This window comes from Microbacterium halimionae (assembly GCF_011761265.1).
In the GTDB taxonomy this organism is placed as follows: domain Bacteria; phylum Actinomycetota; class Actinomycetes; order Actinomycetales; family Microbacteriaceae; genus Microbacterium; species Microbacterium halimionae.
Genome location: NZ_JAAOZB010000002.1, coordinates 38,789 through 54,836, shown reverse-complemented (window position 1 = coordinate 54,836; position 16,048 = coordinate 38,789). Strand labels below are relative to the sequence as shown.

9 protein-coding genes are annotated in these 16,048 nt (G+C 59.7%); 4 read left to right on the top strand and 5 right to left on the bottom strand.

The window, feature by feature from the left end:
* Nucleotides 1–163: 163 nt before the first annotated feature.
* The gene (locus FHS06_RS08005) at nucleotides 164–1,192 is read left to right on the top strand and encodes a LacI family DNA-binding transcriptional regulator (RefSeq protein ID WP_167048231.1); all 1,029 of its coding nucleotides are present in this window, start codon (nucleotides 164–166) and stop codon (nucleotides 1,190–1,192) included.
* A 135-nt stretch (nucleotides 1,193–1,327) separates the two neighbouring features.
* Here the strand turns inward: FHS06_RS08005 and FHS06_RS08000 are convergent, their stop codons facing one another.
* The 4 genes from FHS06_RS08000 to FHS06_RS07985 all read right to left on the bottom strand — a co-directional run bounded on the left by FHS06_RS08000 (nucleotide 1,328) and on the right by FHS06_RS07985 (nucleotide 11,945).
* Nucleotides 1,328–6,274 carry an ExeM/NucH family extracellular endonuclease gene (locus FHS06_RS08000; protein ID WP_167048229.1) on the bottom strand — a complete coding sequence of 1,649 codons (4,947 nt, stop codon included), beginning with the start codon at nucleotides 6,272–6,274 and terminating at the stop codon, nucleotides 1,328–1,330.
* A 196-nt stretch (nucleotides 6,275–6,470) separates the two neighbouring features.
* A complete protein-coding gene (gene rplL, locus FHS06_RS07995; protein ID WP_165141558.1) occupies nucleotides 6,471–6,857 on the bottom strand; it encodes a 50S ribosomal protein L7/L12 in 387 nt (128 codons plus the stop codon).
* Nucleotides 6,858–6,901: 44 nt separating this feature from the next.
* Entirely contained in the window at nucleotides 6,902–7,417 is a 516-nt protein-coding gene (gene rplJ / locus FHS06_RS07990) for a 50S ribosomal protein L10 (protein WP_167048227.1), read from the bottom strand.
* 322 nt (nucleotides 7,418–7,739) lie between these two features.
* A complete protein-coding gene (locus FHS06_RS07985; RefSeq protein WP_167048225.1) occupies nucleotides 7,740–11,945 on the bottom strand; it encodes a 5'-nucleotidase C-terminal domain-containing protein in 4,206 nt (1,401 codons plus the stop codon).
* Between the two features lie 206 nt (nucleotides 11,946–12,151).
* Here FHS06_RS07985 and FHS06_RS07980 point away from each other — a divergent pair, with 206 nt between their 5' ends.
* From FHS06_RS07980 to FHS06_RS07970, 3 genes are all read left to right on the top strand, one after another.
* A complete protein-coding gene (locus FHS06_RS07980; RefSeq protein ID WP_167048223.1) occupies nucleotides 12,152–12,838 on the top strand; it encodes a YqaJ viral recombinase family protein in 687 nt (228 codons plus the stop codon).
* Between the two features lie 138 nt (nucleotides 12,839–12,976).
* Nucleotides 12,977–14,674: an MDR family MFS transporter gene (locus tag FHS06_RS07975; RefSeq protein WP_167048221.1), complete on the top strand. Its 1,698-nt coding sequence runs from the start codon at nucleotides 12,977–12,979 to the stop codon at nucleotides 14,672–14,674.
* Nucleotides 14,671–15,168, top strand: a complete 498-nt coding sequence (locus tag FHS06_RS07970; protein ID WP_243845422.1) for a MarR family winged helix-turn-helix transcriptional regulator — start codon at nucleotides 14,671–14,673, stop codon at nucleotides 15,166–15,168. The genes FHS06_RS07975 and FHS06_RS07970 overlap by 4 nt, the downstream gene beginning before the upstream one ends.
* 42 nt (nucleotides 15,169–15,210) lie before the next feature.
* Here the strand turns inward: FHS06_RS07970 and FHS06_RS07965 are convergent, their stop codons facing one another.
* Nucleotides 15,211–15,603 carry a hypothetical protein gene (locus FHS06_RS07965; protein WP_167048218.1) on the bottom strand — a complete coding sequence of 131 codons (393 nt, stop codon included), beginning with the start codon at nucleotides 15,601–15,603 and terminating at the stop codon, nucleotides 15,211–15,213.
* Nucleotides 15,604–16,048 lie beyond the last annotated feature (445 nt).

Below are 16,048 nucleotides of genomic sequence, written 5' to 3'. Positions count from 1 at the left end.
AGAAAGACACAACGCTCGACTTGATCACAACTTGATAAACACTGGGATGGGAGCGCTCTCGGCACGAAAATTGGAGGTGTGGAACCGGTTGTGGATTTCGAACTTCACAAGTAATGTGATCCGGAACTGTCATCGGCTTATCACTGGAGAAAGAGCTGAGATCATGAGCGGGATCACTGATGTCGCTGTGCGCGCGGGGGTGTCGAAGTCAACCGCTAGCCGTGCCCTCAGCGGCGTGGGCTATGTCGCTCCAGATACGCGCGAGCGAGTCGTCGCCGCTGCGGCCGCCCTCGGTTATGTGCCTTCAACGAGTGCCGTCACCCTCGCGACCGGACGCACTCGAAACATCGGCGTCATCATTCCCTACGCCAATCGCTGGTTCTTCGCAGAAGTGCTGGAGGGTATCCAATCAACGCTGTTGAGCGAGGGCTTCGATCTCACTCTTTACGATGCGAAACCGGGCACCGTCGAACGCAGGAGGGTCTTCGACGATTTCTTGGCGCGCAAGCGATTTGATGGGCTTATAGCTGTCGGGCTCGAACCACAGCACGATGAACTCGAGCGACTCGTCGCGATCGGACGCCCAATTGTGAGCGTCGTGGGCAAAGACGAGGAAACGAGCGGCGTCGCGATCGATGACGTACGTGCCGCCCAGCGAGCAACCGAGCATCTCATTGCACTCGGGCATCGAAGCATCGTCTTTCTCGGCGCCGGTGACACCAAGAACTGGGCGCACGTCGATCGAACTCGCCTGCGCGGGTACGAAATGTCGATGAGGGATGCGGGGCTTGGCCACGCGGTTCGTCACGTCCCTTCAGAGGTGACGCTGCCGGGCGGCTATTCCGCTGCTGTCGATCTCCTGAGCGATGCCAGCCGGCCTACCGGCATCGTCGCCGTCTGCGATGAAGTAGCCATCGGCGCGATCATCGCCGCCCGCCGGCTCGGGATCACTGTCCCGACTGCATTGAGCGTTATTGGCATCGACGATCACGAATACGCGGAGATGTTTTCACTCACCACGCTCGAGCAGGTACCGCGGGAGCAGGGCGCGCGCGCAGCGCGCCTCGTGATCGACCAAATCAAGCATCCAGAACTTTCCGCGGTTTTCGAGCGACTTCCGGCCCGGCTTATTGTGCGCAACTCGACGGCGGCGATTGACCCCACCGCGTCCGCCATTACTGCCTCGGTATAGCAGCGGTCACACGGAGGAGATATGCCGTGCGGAGTACCTTGGCCACCCAGCCATACTCCGCTCAGCACATCTCCTCCCCCGGATGCCACAGCAAAAGGCCCCGCCGCGAGGACGGGGCCTTTTGCTGTGTGGCGTCTACGCGCGACGCGTTGCGACAACCCGCGCTGTCAGGCCGAGGCCTAGCAGCAGCATGATTGCAAGCAGCAACCCGCCGGTCCGGCTGAAGTCGCCGCCGGTCGCGGCCAGCGCGCTCTTGCTCTCGATAGTGATGGCTTGCCAACCAATGACATTGCCATCAGCGTCAAGCACGACGAGTCGGTGATCGCCGGTCACACCCGCAGGAAGCTGCACTGTGACAGTTCCTGCGGTAGAGACCTGCAGCCATCCATTGCCGTTGATGTCCATCAGCTGTTGCGGTGTGGAGTGAAGCCACACGGTGACCCACTCGCCGGAGTACTGGGTGCCGACGTTCACCGTCACCATGCCGCCAGGCACCAGTTCACCCGATTCGATGCTGATCTTGCCCGAGAGTGCGGCTGTGAGTTCCGCATCTGTCGCAGGAGTCGGCATTGTCGTCGGCTGCTCCGAACCGCCGGTACCGGGTAGTCCGGTGCCGGGTTCGGTGGGTTCGGTGGGCACTGTTGCTTCGGTCACAGTCAACGGCACCGTGACCTGTGTCCCACTATCCGTCGCGACAAGACTCAACACACTCTCCCCCACGGCCGAATCCGGAACAGTGAACTCCACCGTTGCCACACCACCAGTGACCGTGAACGGTGCGAACACCGTGTCATCAATGGATGCTTCCACCACCGTGTTCTCCGGGCTACCCAGCGACGTCAGGTTGATACCCGACACCTGCAACGACACCGTGTCACCAACCTCAACCGTCTCAGGAACACCCGTGACCTCAGCACTCCGACTCGCGAAATCAGGCTCAAGCCCCGGATTCGCTTCCAGATACGAAATCCACGCATCCCGGTCAATCAAACCCGAATCCTTCGTATCCGAACCCTCAGCCAACACGGTGAAGTTGTCGCCACCCTGCAGCAAGAAACTGAACGAACCCACACGGTACTCACCCGCCGGATCAATCGGTTCCCCATCAATCCACACACCCGTGATGTGCTCACCACGCGGCGCGGACTTGTCATACGTATACCGAACGTTGTCCGACAACCCGAGCGCAAGATACGAACGGCTCGCACCCTCCGGCTGCCACTGCTGCTCCAAAGCAGCCGTGAACTGCGCACCCGTCAAAGTCGTCGTCCACAGGTTATTCACGAACGGCAACACAGCATTCGCTTCCGCATACGTGATCGTGCCGTCTTCGCCGTAGAGAAGATCAGAACGCAAACCACCAGGGTTCACCATCCCGATCTCCGCACCACCACGATCCGCACTCGACAGGCTCGACACCAACGAATCCGCAACAAGGTTCCCCAACGTCGACTGCGACGCGCGATCATCACGCTTCACACCCGTCCACACCCCATCAACATACGAACCGCCCGTAAACGCGGTCGTGATATCTGCCACGACCGAACCCTTGACCTGCTCACCGATAACAGCAGCATCAGCAATTGCATCCGAAACGATCGACGAGACCTCAGCAACCCGCGGATACGTCGAAACCAACTCCGCATCCAACGCCGCGCTCTGCTCAGCATCGTTGTCCTCGTTGCCGTCATCCGCGATGGCCACACGAGCCACGTTCTTCGCCTCATAACCCTCAACATCGCCCGTGACCGGATCAACCTCGAGAACTACCTGACCAATGTTCTCGCCATAACTCCCCGTCTGAACCACCGGACGCGTGCCCTCAGCACCCGGGATCGGGCCATCCCATGAATATTCCTTATGCGTGTGACCGGTGAAGATCGCATCAACCGACGCCGAAGTCTTCGTCACAATGTCAGCAAACGCGCCACCCGCCGCGATCTCTTCCTCGATCGCCGCATCCTCAGCAACACCATCCGTCGAGCCCTCGTGGTACTCAGCGATAATCACATCCGCCGTGCCCTCAAGCTCAGCCGCAACACGGTTAACAGCCTCAACCGGATCCCCGAACGTCAACCCCGAAATCCCCCCAGGTGACACCAACGTCGGCGTCTCCTCAGTGATTGCGCCAATGACAGCAACAGTCAGACCATCCACCTCGAACAAGGCGTACTCATCCACGATCGGCTCACCAGAAGCGTCATACACATTCGCCGCCAAATACGGGAAATCAGCCTCCTCAGACACCCGACCCGTCAGATCACCAACACCCTTATCGAACTCATGATTACCCACCGCAGACGCCGCAAGACCCAACGCGTTCAACACATCCAACGTCGGCTGATCATCAGCAGACGACGACGCGAACAACGACGCCCCAATGTTGTCACCCGCAGACAAGAACAACGTGTTCTCATCCCCATACTCCGCACGCAACTGCTCAATCGTGCCCGCAAACTTCACCGTATTCGCATCGATACGACCATGAAAATCATTGATATTCAACAAGTTGAGCTCGACAGTAGCGTCAGCAGCATCGAGGTCGAGACCGACGACGACGGGGTCGTGATCGCTGGAGCGATATGGCGACTCGTCGTAGAAGATCGTCGCGTTGTAGTTGTAGCGGCTGTACTCGAGGGCGATCGACTCAACAGAGTTGATGTTCCAGATGTCGACGCCGGTCACCATGTCATCCGCGGCCGAAGAAGCCAGGATGTGGTCAAGTGATCCGCTCTGGCCGCTGAAAGAGTACGTGTACTTGTCTGTCTTCGAGCCCTGGTCGACGTACCCCGCTTCGTAGAAGACCTGCATCGGATCTTCTTGCGTATAAGAGTTGAAGTCACCGATCAGGAAGACATCATCGGTACCGACCTCGAGCTGAAGCTCAGCAGAGAAGTCGACGAGTGCTTCAGCTTGAGCCACTCGCGCCGCGTTCGACGCACCCTGCCCGTCGCCCTGGTCAGCGTTTTCACCCTCACCCGAGCCCTTCGACTTGAAGTGGTTTACGATCGCGAGGAACGTGTCATCTTCGCTGCCTCCGGCGGGCATGAATGCCTGTGCGAGCGGGTACCGAGCGTTGCTGAACGCAGAGTCATCGTCGATGACAGCGTCGCCAACTGGTTCGACGGCCGCCTTCTTGTAGATGAAAGCCGTGCGAATCACATCTTCGCCGGCGGGAACCTCATCTGGCGTGCGCGCGTAGTCCCACACGTCGCTTTCGGCAGCATCGTTCAGCGCTCCGACGAGCTCGGCAACAGCCGAGTCGCGGTCGACACCGGCGATGGTCGAGTTCTCGATCTCTTCGAGCGAAACAACCTCAGCGTCCAGTCCGTTGATCGCCGCGACGATCTTCGCCTGCTGACGGGCGAGGTTCGCGTCATCTGCGGCCCCTCGAACTGCGGCCGTCCCGCTGCAGTTGTTCACTGTGATCTTGTTCCCGGCACGGTCGGTGTAATACGAGCACGATGCTCCCAACCCGACAGCATCTTCACCGGTCGTGGTGAAGTAGTTGAGCACGTTGAAGCTTGCGATCTGAATGTCACCACCGACATCAGCGGGTGATGCGGTGCGCGTGTTTTCGAACGTCGCGGGCTGCACAGTCGACGCGTTGTCGGCCGTGAGGTGCTGGGTGGGCTGAAAGTTCCACCCGGAGTTGCGATACTCCACGATCACGGGCGCAGTAAAGCTCACTGCAGCCCCCACGCGCACGGGGTCGGTGGTCGAAAGATACGGCAACGGGATGCTCTTGTTCGCCGAGGAGTTGAAGTTGATCGATGCACCGTCGTCGAGCGTGACAGCTCGAGCCGCGTTGTCGGCTACTGCTGCGTCGTACTCAGCGCTGCCAGGCTTCGCAACTTCCGTCGGCGTCATGAGAGGTGTTGCTCCCGATGCGAGTCCGATCGACGCGTAGTAGTTGGTGCTGTAGGTGTCGCTCACTGTGAAGTCGCCCTGGGGCGCAACCAGCATTCCCTCGAGAGTCTCCCGTGCTTCTTCAGACTCGGGCCATGCCACGTCCACCGCGGAAACGGCGGGAGTTTCTTCATCAAGAACTGTCACGTTGGCCGCCGAAGGCGATATCTCGGTTGTTCCGTTGTATTCACTCACGGGACCGGTGACCTCAACATAATCACCGACGCTGACCTTCGCAGTTGCCTGTGAGCCGTAGACGAAGACAGCTTCGGATGCCGCGTGTGTCGCCATGTCGAGTGCGCCGCCGGTGCCGGGGGTCTGAATGTAGAAGCCGTTGAAGCCGCCTGTGGGGTAGGCCGCTGTCACAACACCACGTGTCGTGACGGTCTGTCCCGCGATCGGACTCGCCGCGCCCGTGCCCTGGATCTCGGAGATCGACGTCACCGTCGGTTCGGTCGGGTCCGTGGGCTCAGGACTCGCAGTAGCGGTGGGTTCCGGCGTTGCAGTCTCGGTCGGCTCCGGAGTGGGCTCGCTCGATCCGCTCGAGGATTGCGGGGTCGCTTCTGCAGCAACACTAAAGTCTGTCGAGTTGTTGTCGGTGTCAACGAAGTCAGTGCGCGCGAGAGAAGACGTCGTACCGGCTGGGCTTGACGCGGCGGCGGTTTCATAGACGTTGCCGGTTCCGTAGCCGATCAAGTCGATGACGTCTGCGGAGTCGGTGACGGACCCAGGAGACAGCGCGATCGGGGTTGTGACGTCGGCAAGCCAGAGCACACCGTTTGATCCAGAGGGAGTGATGCTTACCCCGGTGAAATCAGGTGAGACAGGGAGTTCGGCAAGTCCGCCCGCACTCCCGGGAAGTGCAATCAAGAAGTAGTCGTTCGCGGCGATAGTTCCGCTCAGACTTTGAACACTCGCATTTGTTCCAGTAGCTGATTTGTACTGGAGCGACCAGCCGTCAAGGCTCTGCGCCACGTCTCCCGCGTTGTAGAGCTCGATGAAGCGGCTTTTGTAAGCGGCACCGCCGCTGCCGTTGACATATGCCTCGTTGATGATGACGTCTGAGCCATCGGCTGCGATCGCGGGCAGGGGGAAGAGCATTCCCCCCGCAAGCGCGGCACCGATGCCTACCGCAAGCACGCTGCGTGAGCGCGACTGCTGTGAGCTGAACATGAGTCTCCCGATGGTTTCTCGACACGAACCATCAGAGGCTATGCGTCAGACAGTGACGCGCTTTTGCCACGAAATGTCGCCCGGGTGAACATCGGAGGAGAACTTTCTCATCTAGTTCTCATCTGTCAGAAACTCGCCGACACAAAAAGAACCCCGGATGCCGAAGCATCCGGGGTTCTTTTAAAAGAGAACGAGATTACTTGAGGGTAACCGTCGCGCCAGCCTCTTCGAGGGTGGCCTTTGCCTTCTCGGCGGTCTCCTTGTTGGCGCCTTCGAGGACGGGCTTGGGAGCACCGTCAACGACAGCCTTCGCCTCACCGAGGCCGAGCGAGGTGAGCTCGCGAACGACCTTGATGACCTGGATCTTCTTGTCGCCAACCGACTCGAGGATGACGTCGAAGGAGTCCTTCTCTTCGACCTCTTCAGCTCCGGCTCCACCAGCGGCCGGAGCGGCAGCAACGGCGACGGGGGCAGCAGCGGTGACCTCGAAGGTCTCCTCGAACTTCTTCACGAACTCGCTGAGTTCGATGAGCGTGAGCTCCTTGAAGGCTTCGAGCAGCTCGTCAGTGCTGAGCTTTGCCATGTTGTATCTCCTTATTTGGGGTTTCGACTAGCCGCGGGCCTGCTTCAGGCTGCGGATTCCTGCTTTTCACGCAGCGCGTCGACCGTGCGAACGGCCTTCGACAGCGGTGCGTTGAACAGATAGGCAGCGCCAAACATCGAAGCCTTCATCGCGCCGGCAAGCTTTGCCAGCAGGACTTCACGGCTTTCGAGGTCGGCGAGCTTGTTGACCTCTTCTGCGGAAAGTGCGGCACCGTCGAAGTAGCCGCTCTTGATAACCAGAAGAGGGTGTGCCTTGGCGAAGGCGCGCAAGCCCTTTGCGACGGCGACAGGGTCACCGTGCACGAAGGCAATAGCCGACGGACCCTTAAGGTCGTCGTCCAGACCCGAGATGCCAGCCTTTTCAGCGGCGATCTTGGTCAGCGTGTTCTTCACCACGGCGTATTCCGCGTCCTGACGAATGTTGTTACGAAGCTCTTTGAGCTCAGCAACCGTCAGACCGCGGTACTCGGTCAGCAGAACAGCGGTCGAGTCCTCGAAGTTCTTCGTGAGCTCGGCAACCGTTGCATCCTTCTGCGCCATGGCCACTCCTTGTGTGTACGTGACACCCCGCGGAGGCGGAGCGCCGCCGGAGACACTGGCACCGCAATAAGAAAAGCTCCGGCGCAAGCGCACGGAGCTTCGGTTCCCGTTGAGGAAATTCGTTCGTGATGCCTGCGCGGGCCCCTGCATTGCAGAGCTTCGATTGGAGCCTGATTTCTCACGCGCCAATGACCAGCGGTCTTCGGATACGCCAATAATACCCACTGGCTCTCCGACATCAAAATCCGGTTGGGCTAAATACGGGTCGGGCCACGCAGCTAAGTGCAGCCTGCGTGACCCGACCTGTATTTGATACTGAAAGCTAGACCTCTCTGCGACGGCCCATCGTGCGAGCAGCCGCACCGATCGTCAACAGCAGAGTGGCGATTAAGACAAGTCCACCGATACCACTGGCGTTGCCTCCTGTGACAGCAAGGGCGCCGATGGTGACTTCTTGCCATCCGATCAGGTTGCCGTCGGCATCCTGAATCACGATTCGATGATCGCCCGTCACTCCCGCGGGGAGGGTCACTGTGATGTTGCCAACGGCATCCACCTGATACCAGCCCAAGAAGATCGGGGCAGACCGCAACCATGCAGATACCCAGTCGCCCGCGTACTCGATCCCCACGTAAACCGTGACCGTTCCACCCGGTACGAGGTCACCAGCGATGACCTTGACATCACCCGCGTTGCCGGGAGTGAGTTCAGACTCGGCCACCGGCGTCTCGTTGCCGCCCGTGCTGGGGAGCTCCGTGCCTGGATCGGTCGGGTTGGTGGGTTCGGTGGGCACTGTTGCTTCGGTCACAGTCAACGGCACCGTGACCTGTGTCCCACTATCCGTCGCGACAAGACTCAACACACTCTCCCCCACGGCCGAATCCGGAACAGTGAACTCCACCGTTGCCACACCACCAGTGACCGTGAACGGTGCGAACACCGTGTCATCAATGGATGCTTCCACCACCGTGTTCTCCGGGCTACCCAGCGACGTCAGGTTGATACCCGACACCTGCAACGACACCGTGTCACCAACCTCAACCGTCTCAGGAACACCCGTGACCTCAGCACTCCGACTCGCGAAATCAGGCTCAAGCCCCGGATTCGCTTCCAGATACGAAATCCACGCATCCCGGTCAATCAAACCCGAATCCTTCGTATCCGAACCCTCAGCCAACACGGTGAAGTTGTCGCCACCCTGCAGCAAGAAACTGAACGAACCCACACGGTACTCACCCGCCGGATCAATCGGTTCCCCATCAATCCACACACCCGTGATGTGCTCACCACGCGGCGCGGACTTGTCATACGTATACCGAACGTTGTCCGACAACCCGAGCGCAAGATACGAACGGCTCGCACCCTCCGGCTGCCACTGCTGCTCCAAAGCAGCCGTGAACTGCGCACCCGTCAAAGTCGTCGTCCACAGGTTATTCACGAACGGCAACACAGCATTCGCTTCCGCATACGTGATCGTGCCGTCTTCGCCGTAGAGAAGATCAGAACGCAAACCACCAGGGTTCACCATCCCGATCTCCGCACCACCACGATCCGCACTCGACAGGCTCGACACCAACGAATCCGCAACAAGGTTCCCCAACGTCGACTGCGACGCGCGATCATCACGCTTCACACCCGTCCACACCCCATCAACATACGAACCGCCCGTAAACGCGGTCGTGATATCTGCCACGACCGAACCCTTGACCTGCTCACCGATAACAGCAGCATCAGCAATTGCATCCGAAACGATCGACGAGACCTCAGCAACCCGCGGATACGTCGAAACCAACTCCGCATCCAACGCCGCGCTCTGCTCAGCATCGTTGTCCTCGTTGCCGTCATCCGCGATGGCCACACGAGCCACGTTCTTCGCCTCATAACCCTCAACATCGCCCGTGACCGGATCAACCTCGAGAACTACCTGACCAATGTTCTCGCCATAACTCCCCGTCTGAACCACCGGACGCGTGCCCTCAGCACCCGGGATCGGGCCATCCCATGAATATTCCTTATGCGTGTGACCGGTGAAGATCGCATCAACCGACGCCGAAGTCTTCGTCACAATGTCAGCAAACGCGCCACCCGCCGCGATCTCTTCCTCGATCGCCGCATCCTCAGCAACACCATCCGTCGAGCCCTCGTGGTACTCAGCGATAATCACATCCGCCGTGCCCTCAAGCTCAGCCGCAACACGGTTAACAGCCTCAACCGGATCCCCGAACGTCAACCCCGAAATCCCCCCAGGTGACACCAACGTCGGCGTCTCCTCAGTGATTGCGCCAATGACAGCAACAGTCAGACCATCCACCTCGAACAAGGCGTACTCATCCACGATCGGCTCACCAGAAGCGTCATACACATTCGCCGCCAAATACGGGAAATCAGCCTCCTCAGACACCCGACCCGTCAGATCACCAACACCCTTATCGAACTCATGATTACCCACCGCAGACGCCGCAAGACCCAACGCGTTCAACACATCCAACGTCGGCTGATCATCAGCAGACGACGACGCGAACAACGACGCCCCAATGTTGTCACCCGCAGACAAGAACAACGTGTTCTCATCCCCATACTCCGCACGCAACTGCTCAATCGTGCCCGCAAACTTCACCGTATTCGCATCGATACGACCATGAAAATCATTGATATTCAACAGATTGAGAGCAACCGGCTCCGCAACACTGAACGACAGCGTGCCAGCCGAGAGACTCGAGCCGAGCTGCGGCGCCGCGATCGACATGTCTATTGCGCCACCGACAGAATCAGCCGGCACCGTAAATGCAATCTCAACTGATGCGGTTGCCGCCGGCGCGAGTGATGGCACAGACCACACAATTGCGCCGTCGGCGACCGATACCCCTGCCGGAAGAGTGTCACTCAGCGTCACGAGCGACAAAAGTTGCTGCGCATCCACTTCGACGGTCCCGCCGTCCAGCGCGACCTTCCCGGTATTCTCCACACTCAACGTGAACGAGGATGCCTCACCGGGGAGTAGCTCTTTACCTGCGACATCACTCGTAACTGCTGCTGTCCACTTGGCAGGCCAGGCAGGTTTGTCTGTGTCGTAAATCCAATCTTGGAAGAAGGCTTCAAGATCTTTCCCTGACACTTCTTCTGCGAGCGCAGCAAAGTCCGACGTCGAAGCTGATGCACCACCGTATCGAGCTGTCCACTGCGAGTACAGCTCATCGAAATCCTCACGCCCAATAGCTGTCATGAGCGCGCCGAGCGTGTACTTGCCTCGGTTGTAGACCTGCCAGTCGTACAACTCGGCGGAATCAGTGAAACCGACCGTCGGAACTTCCCACCGACTATCCGTCGCACTGTTCCAACTCGAGTAGCTGTTGTCTTCGGGTGTGATTGAGGTCAGACCGGTCGAGTATTGGTAGTAGGTCGTGAAGAACTCCGCCGCACCCTCGTTGAGCCAGATGTGAGACCAGTCGCTCGGCGCAACGTCGTTACCCAACCACTGATGCACGAGCTCGTGAATCAGCGTGGATGCCGAAACGCTGCCGTCGAAGAACGGGCGATCCTGAGTTTCCAACGCGTACCCGACACTGACCGAGTCAACGATGAGGCCGATGCTTTCACCCGGGTATGCACCGAGCTTGGTTTCTAGCCAATCGATAATCGACTTGATCTCAGCTCGGCGAGTATTGATTGTGTTCTGTCTGCTCACGCTGATCGTCGGGTCGACAAACGACCACTCGTGGAGGGTTCGCCCACTCGCGAGCTGGATGTCGCTTTCCAAAATATTGAAGCGCCCAATGGAGAGGATCGAAAGCTCAGAAGCCATCTGCTTCGTCTGCTGCCACTGCCACGTTGTTGTCCCGGCATCCGCATCGATCAGCTGGCCGACGAGCTCTCCGTTGCTCGCGACGCTCAGCGCGTTACCGTTGACCGTCGTGGGCGCTGTGACGTCGATGTCATATGTTGCCTTGTCTGCGGGCGTGTTGTTGTTGGGGAACCATGTCATCGCGCCAATGGGCTGCCCAAGAGCTGTGACCCCATCGCTCGTCTTGACCCATCCCTCAGAGGACCCGTCGGCGTCGATGTGCCGCGCTGGGGCGCCACTGTAAGAGATAGACACCGTGAAATCACCGCTGACCGCGGCGGCCGGAGTGATGATCAACTTGTACTTTGTCGCTTCAGCATCGATATCGCGGGACCACTGAGCCTCTTGACCGTTGACGGTAACTTCATCAACCGTCATTCCTTCGAAGTCGAGCACGAACGAGCTCAACGACGTGGAAGCTTTCGCGCCGATCGTCGTCGTCGCGCTGATGTCGCTGTTCGTCCGGTAGGCCATATCGATGTCGTAGTGCAAAACGTCATAACCGCTGTTTCCCACGTTCGGAAATATCGGATCGCCGGAGGTCGACGCTCCCGCGGTCGCATCATCCGCAAACGCGGGTGCGCTCACGACTCCACCGCAGAGCAAGAGAACGATGCTCGCGGCGAGGGTGGCCATGGACTTCTGTCGGCGGCGGCGTTGCACCGGTAAAACACGATCAGGGATCATGCTGTCGCAATCTCTTAAAGAAGGAAGCGCAGACCGCTATCGCGGCGCACGTAGTGCTGCAATCGAAATCTACGATTCAGACGTTTCACCGGTGTTTCACAGGATTTACAAATTTGAGCGGGTTTTATCCTCGCGGTGCGCGGCGGTGAAAGCGCGGCGTGGGTGTCGCGGAAGACCACGCCGCCGCACCGGGTTAGCCTCGAAGAGTGACACCTGAACTCGCCGCACGCATCGTCGCGGATTCCCGCGATCGTGTCGCGTGGATTCGGGCTCGATCGCGCGGAATCACCGCCACCGACGTTGCCGGGCTCACGACTGAGAAATCGATCCAGCGCGCAGCTGATGCCAAGCTCATGGGCTCTAGCTTTTCGGGAAATGCGTACACCGATCACGGCCGCCGGCGTGAGCCTGAGATTGCTTCGTGGGTTGCAGCCACGCATGGCATTGTGCCGTCATCCGCGCTGTTTCATGCTGAGATCGAAAAGCGCCATCTGGCAACGCCCGATGGCGTCGGGCTAGACGGCCAGGGTCGAGTCATCTTGGCGGAGATCAAGACGACAAACAAAGCGTGGCGCTCGATCCCTCGCCCCTATCTTCGCCAAGTGTGGTGGCAGCAGCATGTGCTCGGCGCCGAACGCACTCTCGTCGCGTGGGAGCAGCACACCGACTTCGTGCCCATCGATGATGAGCCCCGATGCGCGTGGGTCGACCGCGACGACATCGAGATCGCCAAGCTCGTCGCACTCGCAACCAGCCTCATCGACGAGTTGCACCACAGAACGATGGGCACTCGAGCGCGGATGCCGCAACCCGTCGCGCCCGTCACGCCAAGTGCGATCGTCGCCCCTGCCGCGTCTCGCGACCTCTTCCGCGCGCTCGCGCTCAGCGACTAGCCATCTGGCTCCCGCGGCGCACCGAGTCAATCCATATTGTTTTAGTTGACCCGAGTCAACGAAAACGCGGTATAGTTGATTTCAGTCAACTACCTGCGCCAGCGTCGTCGCACCGATAAATCTTTAGAAAGGCCACGCATGGCCACTTCACTTGACGCGGTAGCAGCTACCGGCGCAGCCCCCGCGATGTCGCACCGAAAAGTCCTCGAAGCACTGTCGGGACTGCTGCTCGGCATGTTCGTTTCGATGCTTGCCTCCACTGTCGTCTCCTCGTCACTCCCCGTCATCATTCATGATCTTGAGGGCAACCAAGCGGCCTACACGTGGGTTGTCACAGCGACTCTTCTGACGACCGCCATCTCGACGCCAGTGTGGGGAAAACTCGCCGACCTGTTCGATCGCAAGTTGCTCATCCAGATTGCGATCGTCATCTTCGTTCTCGCGACGGCCGCCGCTGGCTTCTCACAGGACACCACGACCCTGATCGCGTTCCGGGCAGTCCAGGGCCTGGGAGCGGGTGGGCTCGCAGCCCTCAGCCAGGTCATCATGGCCGACATCATCAGTCCGCGCGAGCGCGGCCGCTACATGGGGCTGTTCGGTGCGGTACTCGCCGTCGCCACTGTCGGCGGCCCACTTCTCGGCGGAGTGATCACCGACACATGGGGATGGCGTTGGAACTTCTTCGTCGCCCTTCCCTTCGCGGTCCTCGCGCTCATCATCCTGCAGCGAACACTGCACATTCCAGCGCGCGCTCGTCGCAAGGTCCACATCGACTACGTCGGCATCGTTTTGCTGGCATCTGCGGTCTCATTCCTGCTGATTTGGATCACGATCGCGGGCGACAGCTTCGACTGGTGGAGTCTGCAAAGCGCCCTCATGGTGGGCGGCGCAACCCTCGCCGCCATACTCTTCGTCATTGTCGAGCTGCGCGCACGCGAGCCGCTCATCCCCTTGACCCTGTTCCGGAACCGCACCTTCAGCCTCGCCGTCATCGCATCGATTGCCACCGGAATTGCGATGTTCGGAGCATCCGTCTTCTTGAGCCAATACATGCAGCTAGCACGAGGCGCGACGCCGACAGAGGCGGGCCTCATGACGATTCCGATGATCGCGGGACTTCTCCTCGCGTCGGTTGGAGTGGGTGCGCTGATCACCCGCACCGGAAAATGGAAGCCGTTCTTGATTGTGGGCGCTGTGTCGCTCATCGCCGGCGCCTCGCTTCTGTCGACGATTCACTACGACACGAACTTCGCACTCGTCTCGGTGTACATGTTTCTCCTCGGTGCCGGAGTCGGCATGACCATGCAGAATCTCGTTCTCATCGTGCAGAACACCTCGAACCCGAGCGAGATCGGTGTCGCGAGCTCTGGAGTCACGTTCTTCCGGAGTCTGGGCGGCACAATCGGCGTCTCAGTGATGGGGGCAGCGCTCGCGTCGAGCGTGACCTCGCTTGTGGCAGATCGCGCCAAAGAGATCAGCACAGCAGTTGCTGGTCTCGGCGACAGCGGAGCCGCCGTCGCCGAGCAGTTGCAGTCGGGCACTATTCCCGCCGTGGCATCCCTCCCCGAAACTGTGCGCGTGATCTTTGAAGACATTTACGCGCAGGGTATTTCGCACTCGTTCCTGATCGCGGTCCCGTTCGCGATCGCCAGCCTCATCGCAATCATCTTCATCCCCAACAAGCCGCTGACGCGTATGACGACGAGTGAACGAATCGCTGCCAGCGAAGCTGACCTTGCCACGGTTTCTGTCAGCGAAGGTATGGATACGCTTGACGCATCCGCATCACCCGAAACGGATGCCGCAACCACCCCCGCCCGAGGAGACCAGCGTTGACGACTGATCCGGCGACCGACTCGCGCTCTCAAGCGGTGCGAGTGCTCGAAGCTGAGATGGGGGAGCTGATCGTCCGATTTCGCACAGTCATCCGCGAAGCGGCCGAACGCTTCTCCCCCGGTATGCACCCTGGCGCATACAAGATGTTCACGATGATCGCTCGTCGCGGGCCGTTGACGTCGTCAGCGCTGTCGGAGAGGTCAGGTATCGATAAGGGCTTGCTCAGCAGAACCGTGCGTCAACTCGAAGACCTCGGTTTCATCGAGCGCACGCCCGACCCGGATGACGGGCGCTCAAGTCTCTTGAGCGCGACAGCTGAGGGGCGAGCCCGGCTCGAGGCAACGCGTGGAACACGCAGTTCGCATCTTGCCGAGTCGCTCGACACATGGTCAGTCGAAAACATTCAGAAGCTCGCGGTGCTGTTGCACGCGCTCTCCACCGGAGAAGAGCCAGCCCAGTTCGAAGACCTCGCAACTCCCGTCGACGAACGCTGAGTGGGCCTGTGCACCACCCCAATTCGGTGCACAGGCCCACTTTCACTCGTGGATAGCGAGTTCGTAGACGCGAGCAACTTTCGCTTCAGTGGTCGACGCCGATGGATTGCTTATCGCCAAGCGAACACCGTCGACGTCAGCGATGCCTACAACGATTTCGCGCGCGCTCGACGCGTTTCCGGTAATGCTCGCCACTTGCTGCCACCCGGCAGAGGTGTGAACTTCCACGGTGAAGTCAACAATCACAACGCCGCTGCCTCCGGTGTAGCCACTGTAGATGCCGACCGAGGGTACATACTGCGCAGCGTCCAGAGAAACCGTTGCTGTGGGCGTGCTGTCTCCCGTGGCCGAGAGCCAACGCCCGGCATTGGTGCAGTCGCCGTCCGTGAGGTTGTCTCCGCCGTACGCTGTGCTGAACTGCGATGAAACCTGCACAGAGGCGCCAATCGCATCATGCGAGGATCATGGCGATCCGTTTGGCTCACCCGCCAGCCAGTCCTTTATGAACTGACCTTGATACTCCCCACCCATCAAATTCCAGTCGTAGTCATACATCTGCGGCTTCCAGGAGTTGTCGAGAATCCACGCCTGCCAACCGATCGACGGGTGCGCATCAAGCTATTCGCGAAACGGCGCGCCCCAGCTGGTCGTAGTTCCCGCGGTAATACTGTCGGAGAACTCACCCGTTGGATTCCAGCCGAATTCCGTCGTCCCGAAAGATATCGCGCGCAACTGCGCGAGCAGATCGCACGACTACAACCCGCAACATCACCGGATTGTGTTCACCTGCTCGTGCATTCGTACGCGCGCTACGACGAGTTCACGCCGGTCGCCCCCTGGGCCGCCTACGGAGAGGTGTTATCGGAAATCGCGTCTGAAA

What these genes read in the sequence shown, in the direction of transcription:
- FHS06_RS08005 (WP_167048231.1), top strand. Translation starts at nt 164, where the DNA reads ATGAGCGGGATCACTGATGTCGCTGTGCGCGCGGGGGTGTCGAAGTCA.
- FHS06_RS08000 (WP_167048229.1), bottom strand. Translation starts at nt 6,274, where the DNA reads ATGTTCAGCTCACAGCAGTCGCGCTCACGCAGCGTGCTTGCGGTAGGC.
- rplL (WP_165141558.1), bottom strand. Translation starts at nt 6,857, where the DNA reads ATGGCAAAGCTCAGCACTGACGAGCTGCTCGAAGCCTTCAAGGAGCTC.
- rplJ (WP_167048227.1), bottom strand. Translation starts at nt 7,417, where the DNA reads ATGGCGCAGAAGGATGCAACGGTTGCCGAGCTCACGAAGAACTTCGAG.
- FHS06_RS07985 (WP_167048225.1), bottom strand. Translation starts at nt 11,945, where the DNA reads ATGATCCCTGATCGTGTTTTACCGGTGCAACGCCGCCGCCGACAGAAG.
- FHS06_RS07975 (WP_167048221.1), top strand. Translation starts at nt 12,977, where the DNA reads ATGGCCACTTCACTTGACGCGGTAGCAGCTACCGGCGCAGCCCCCGCG.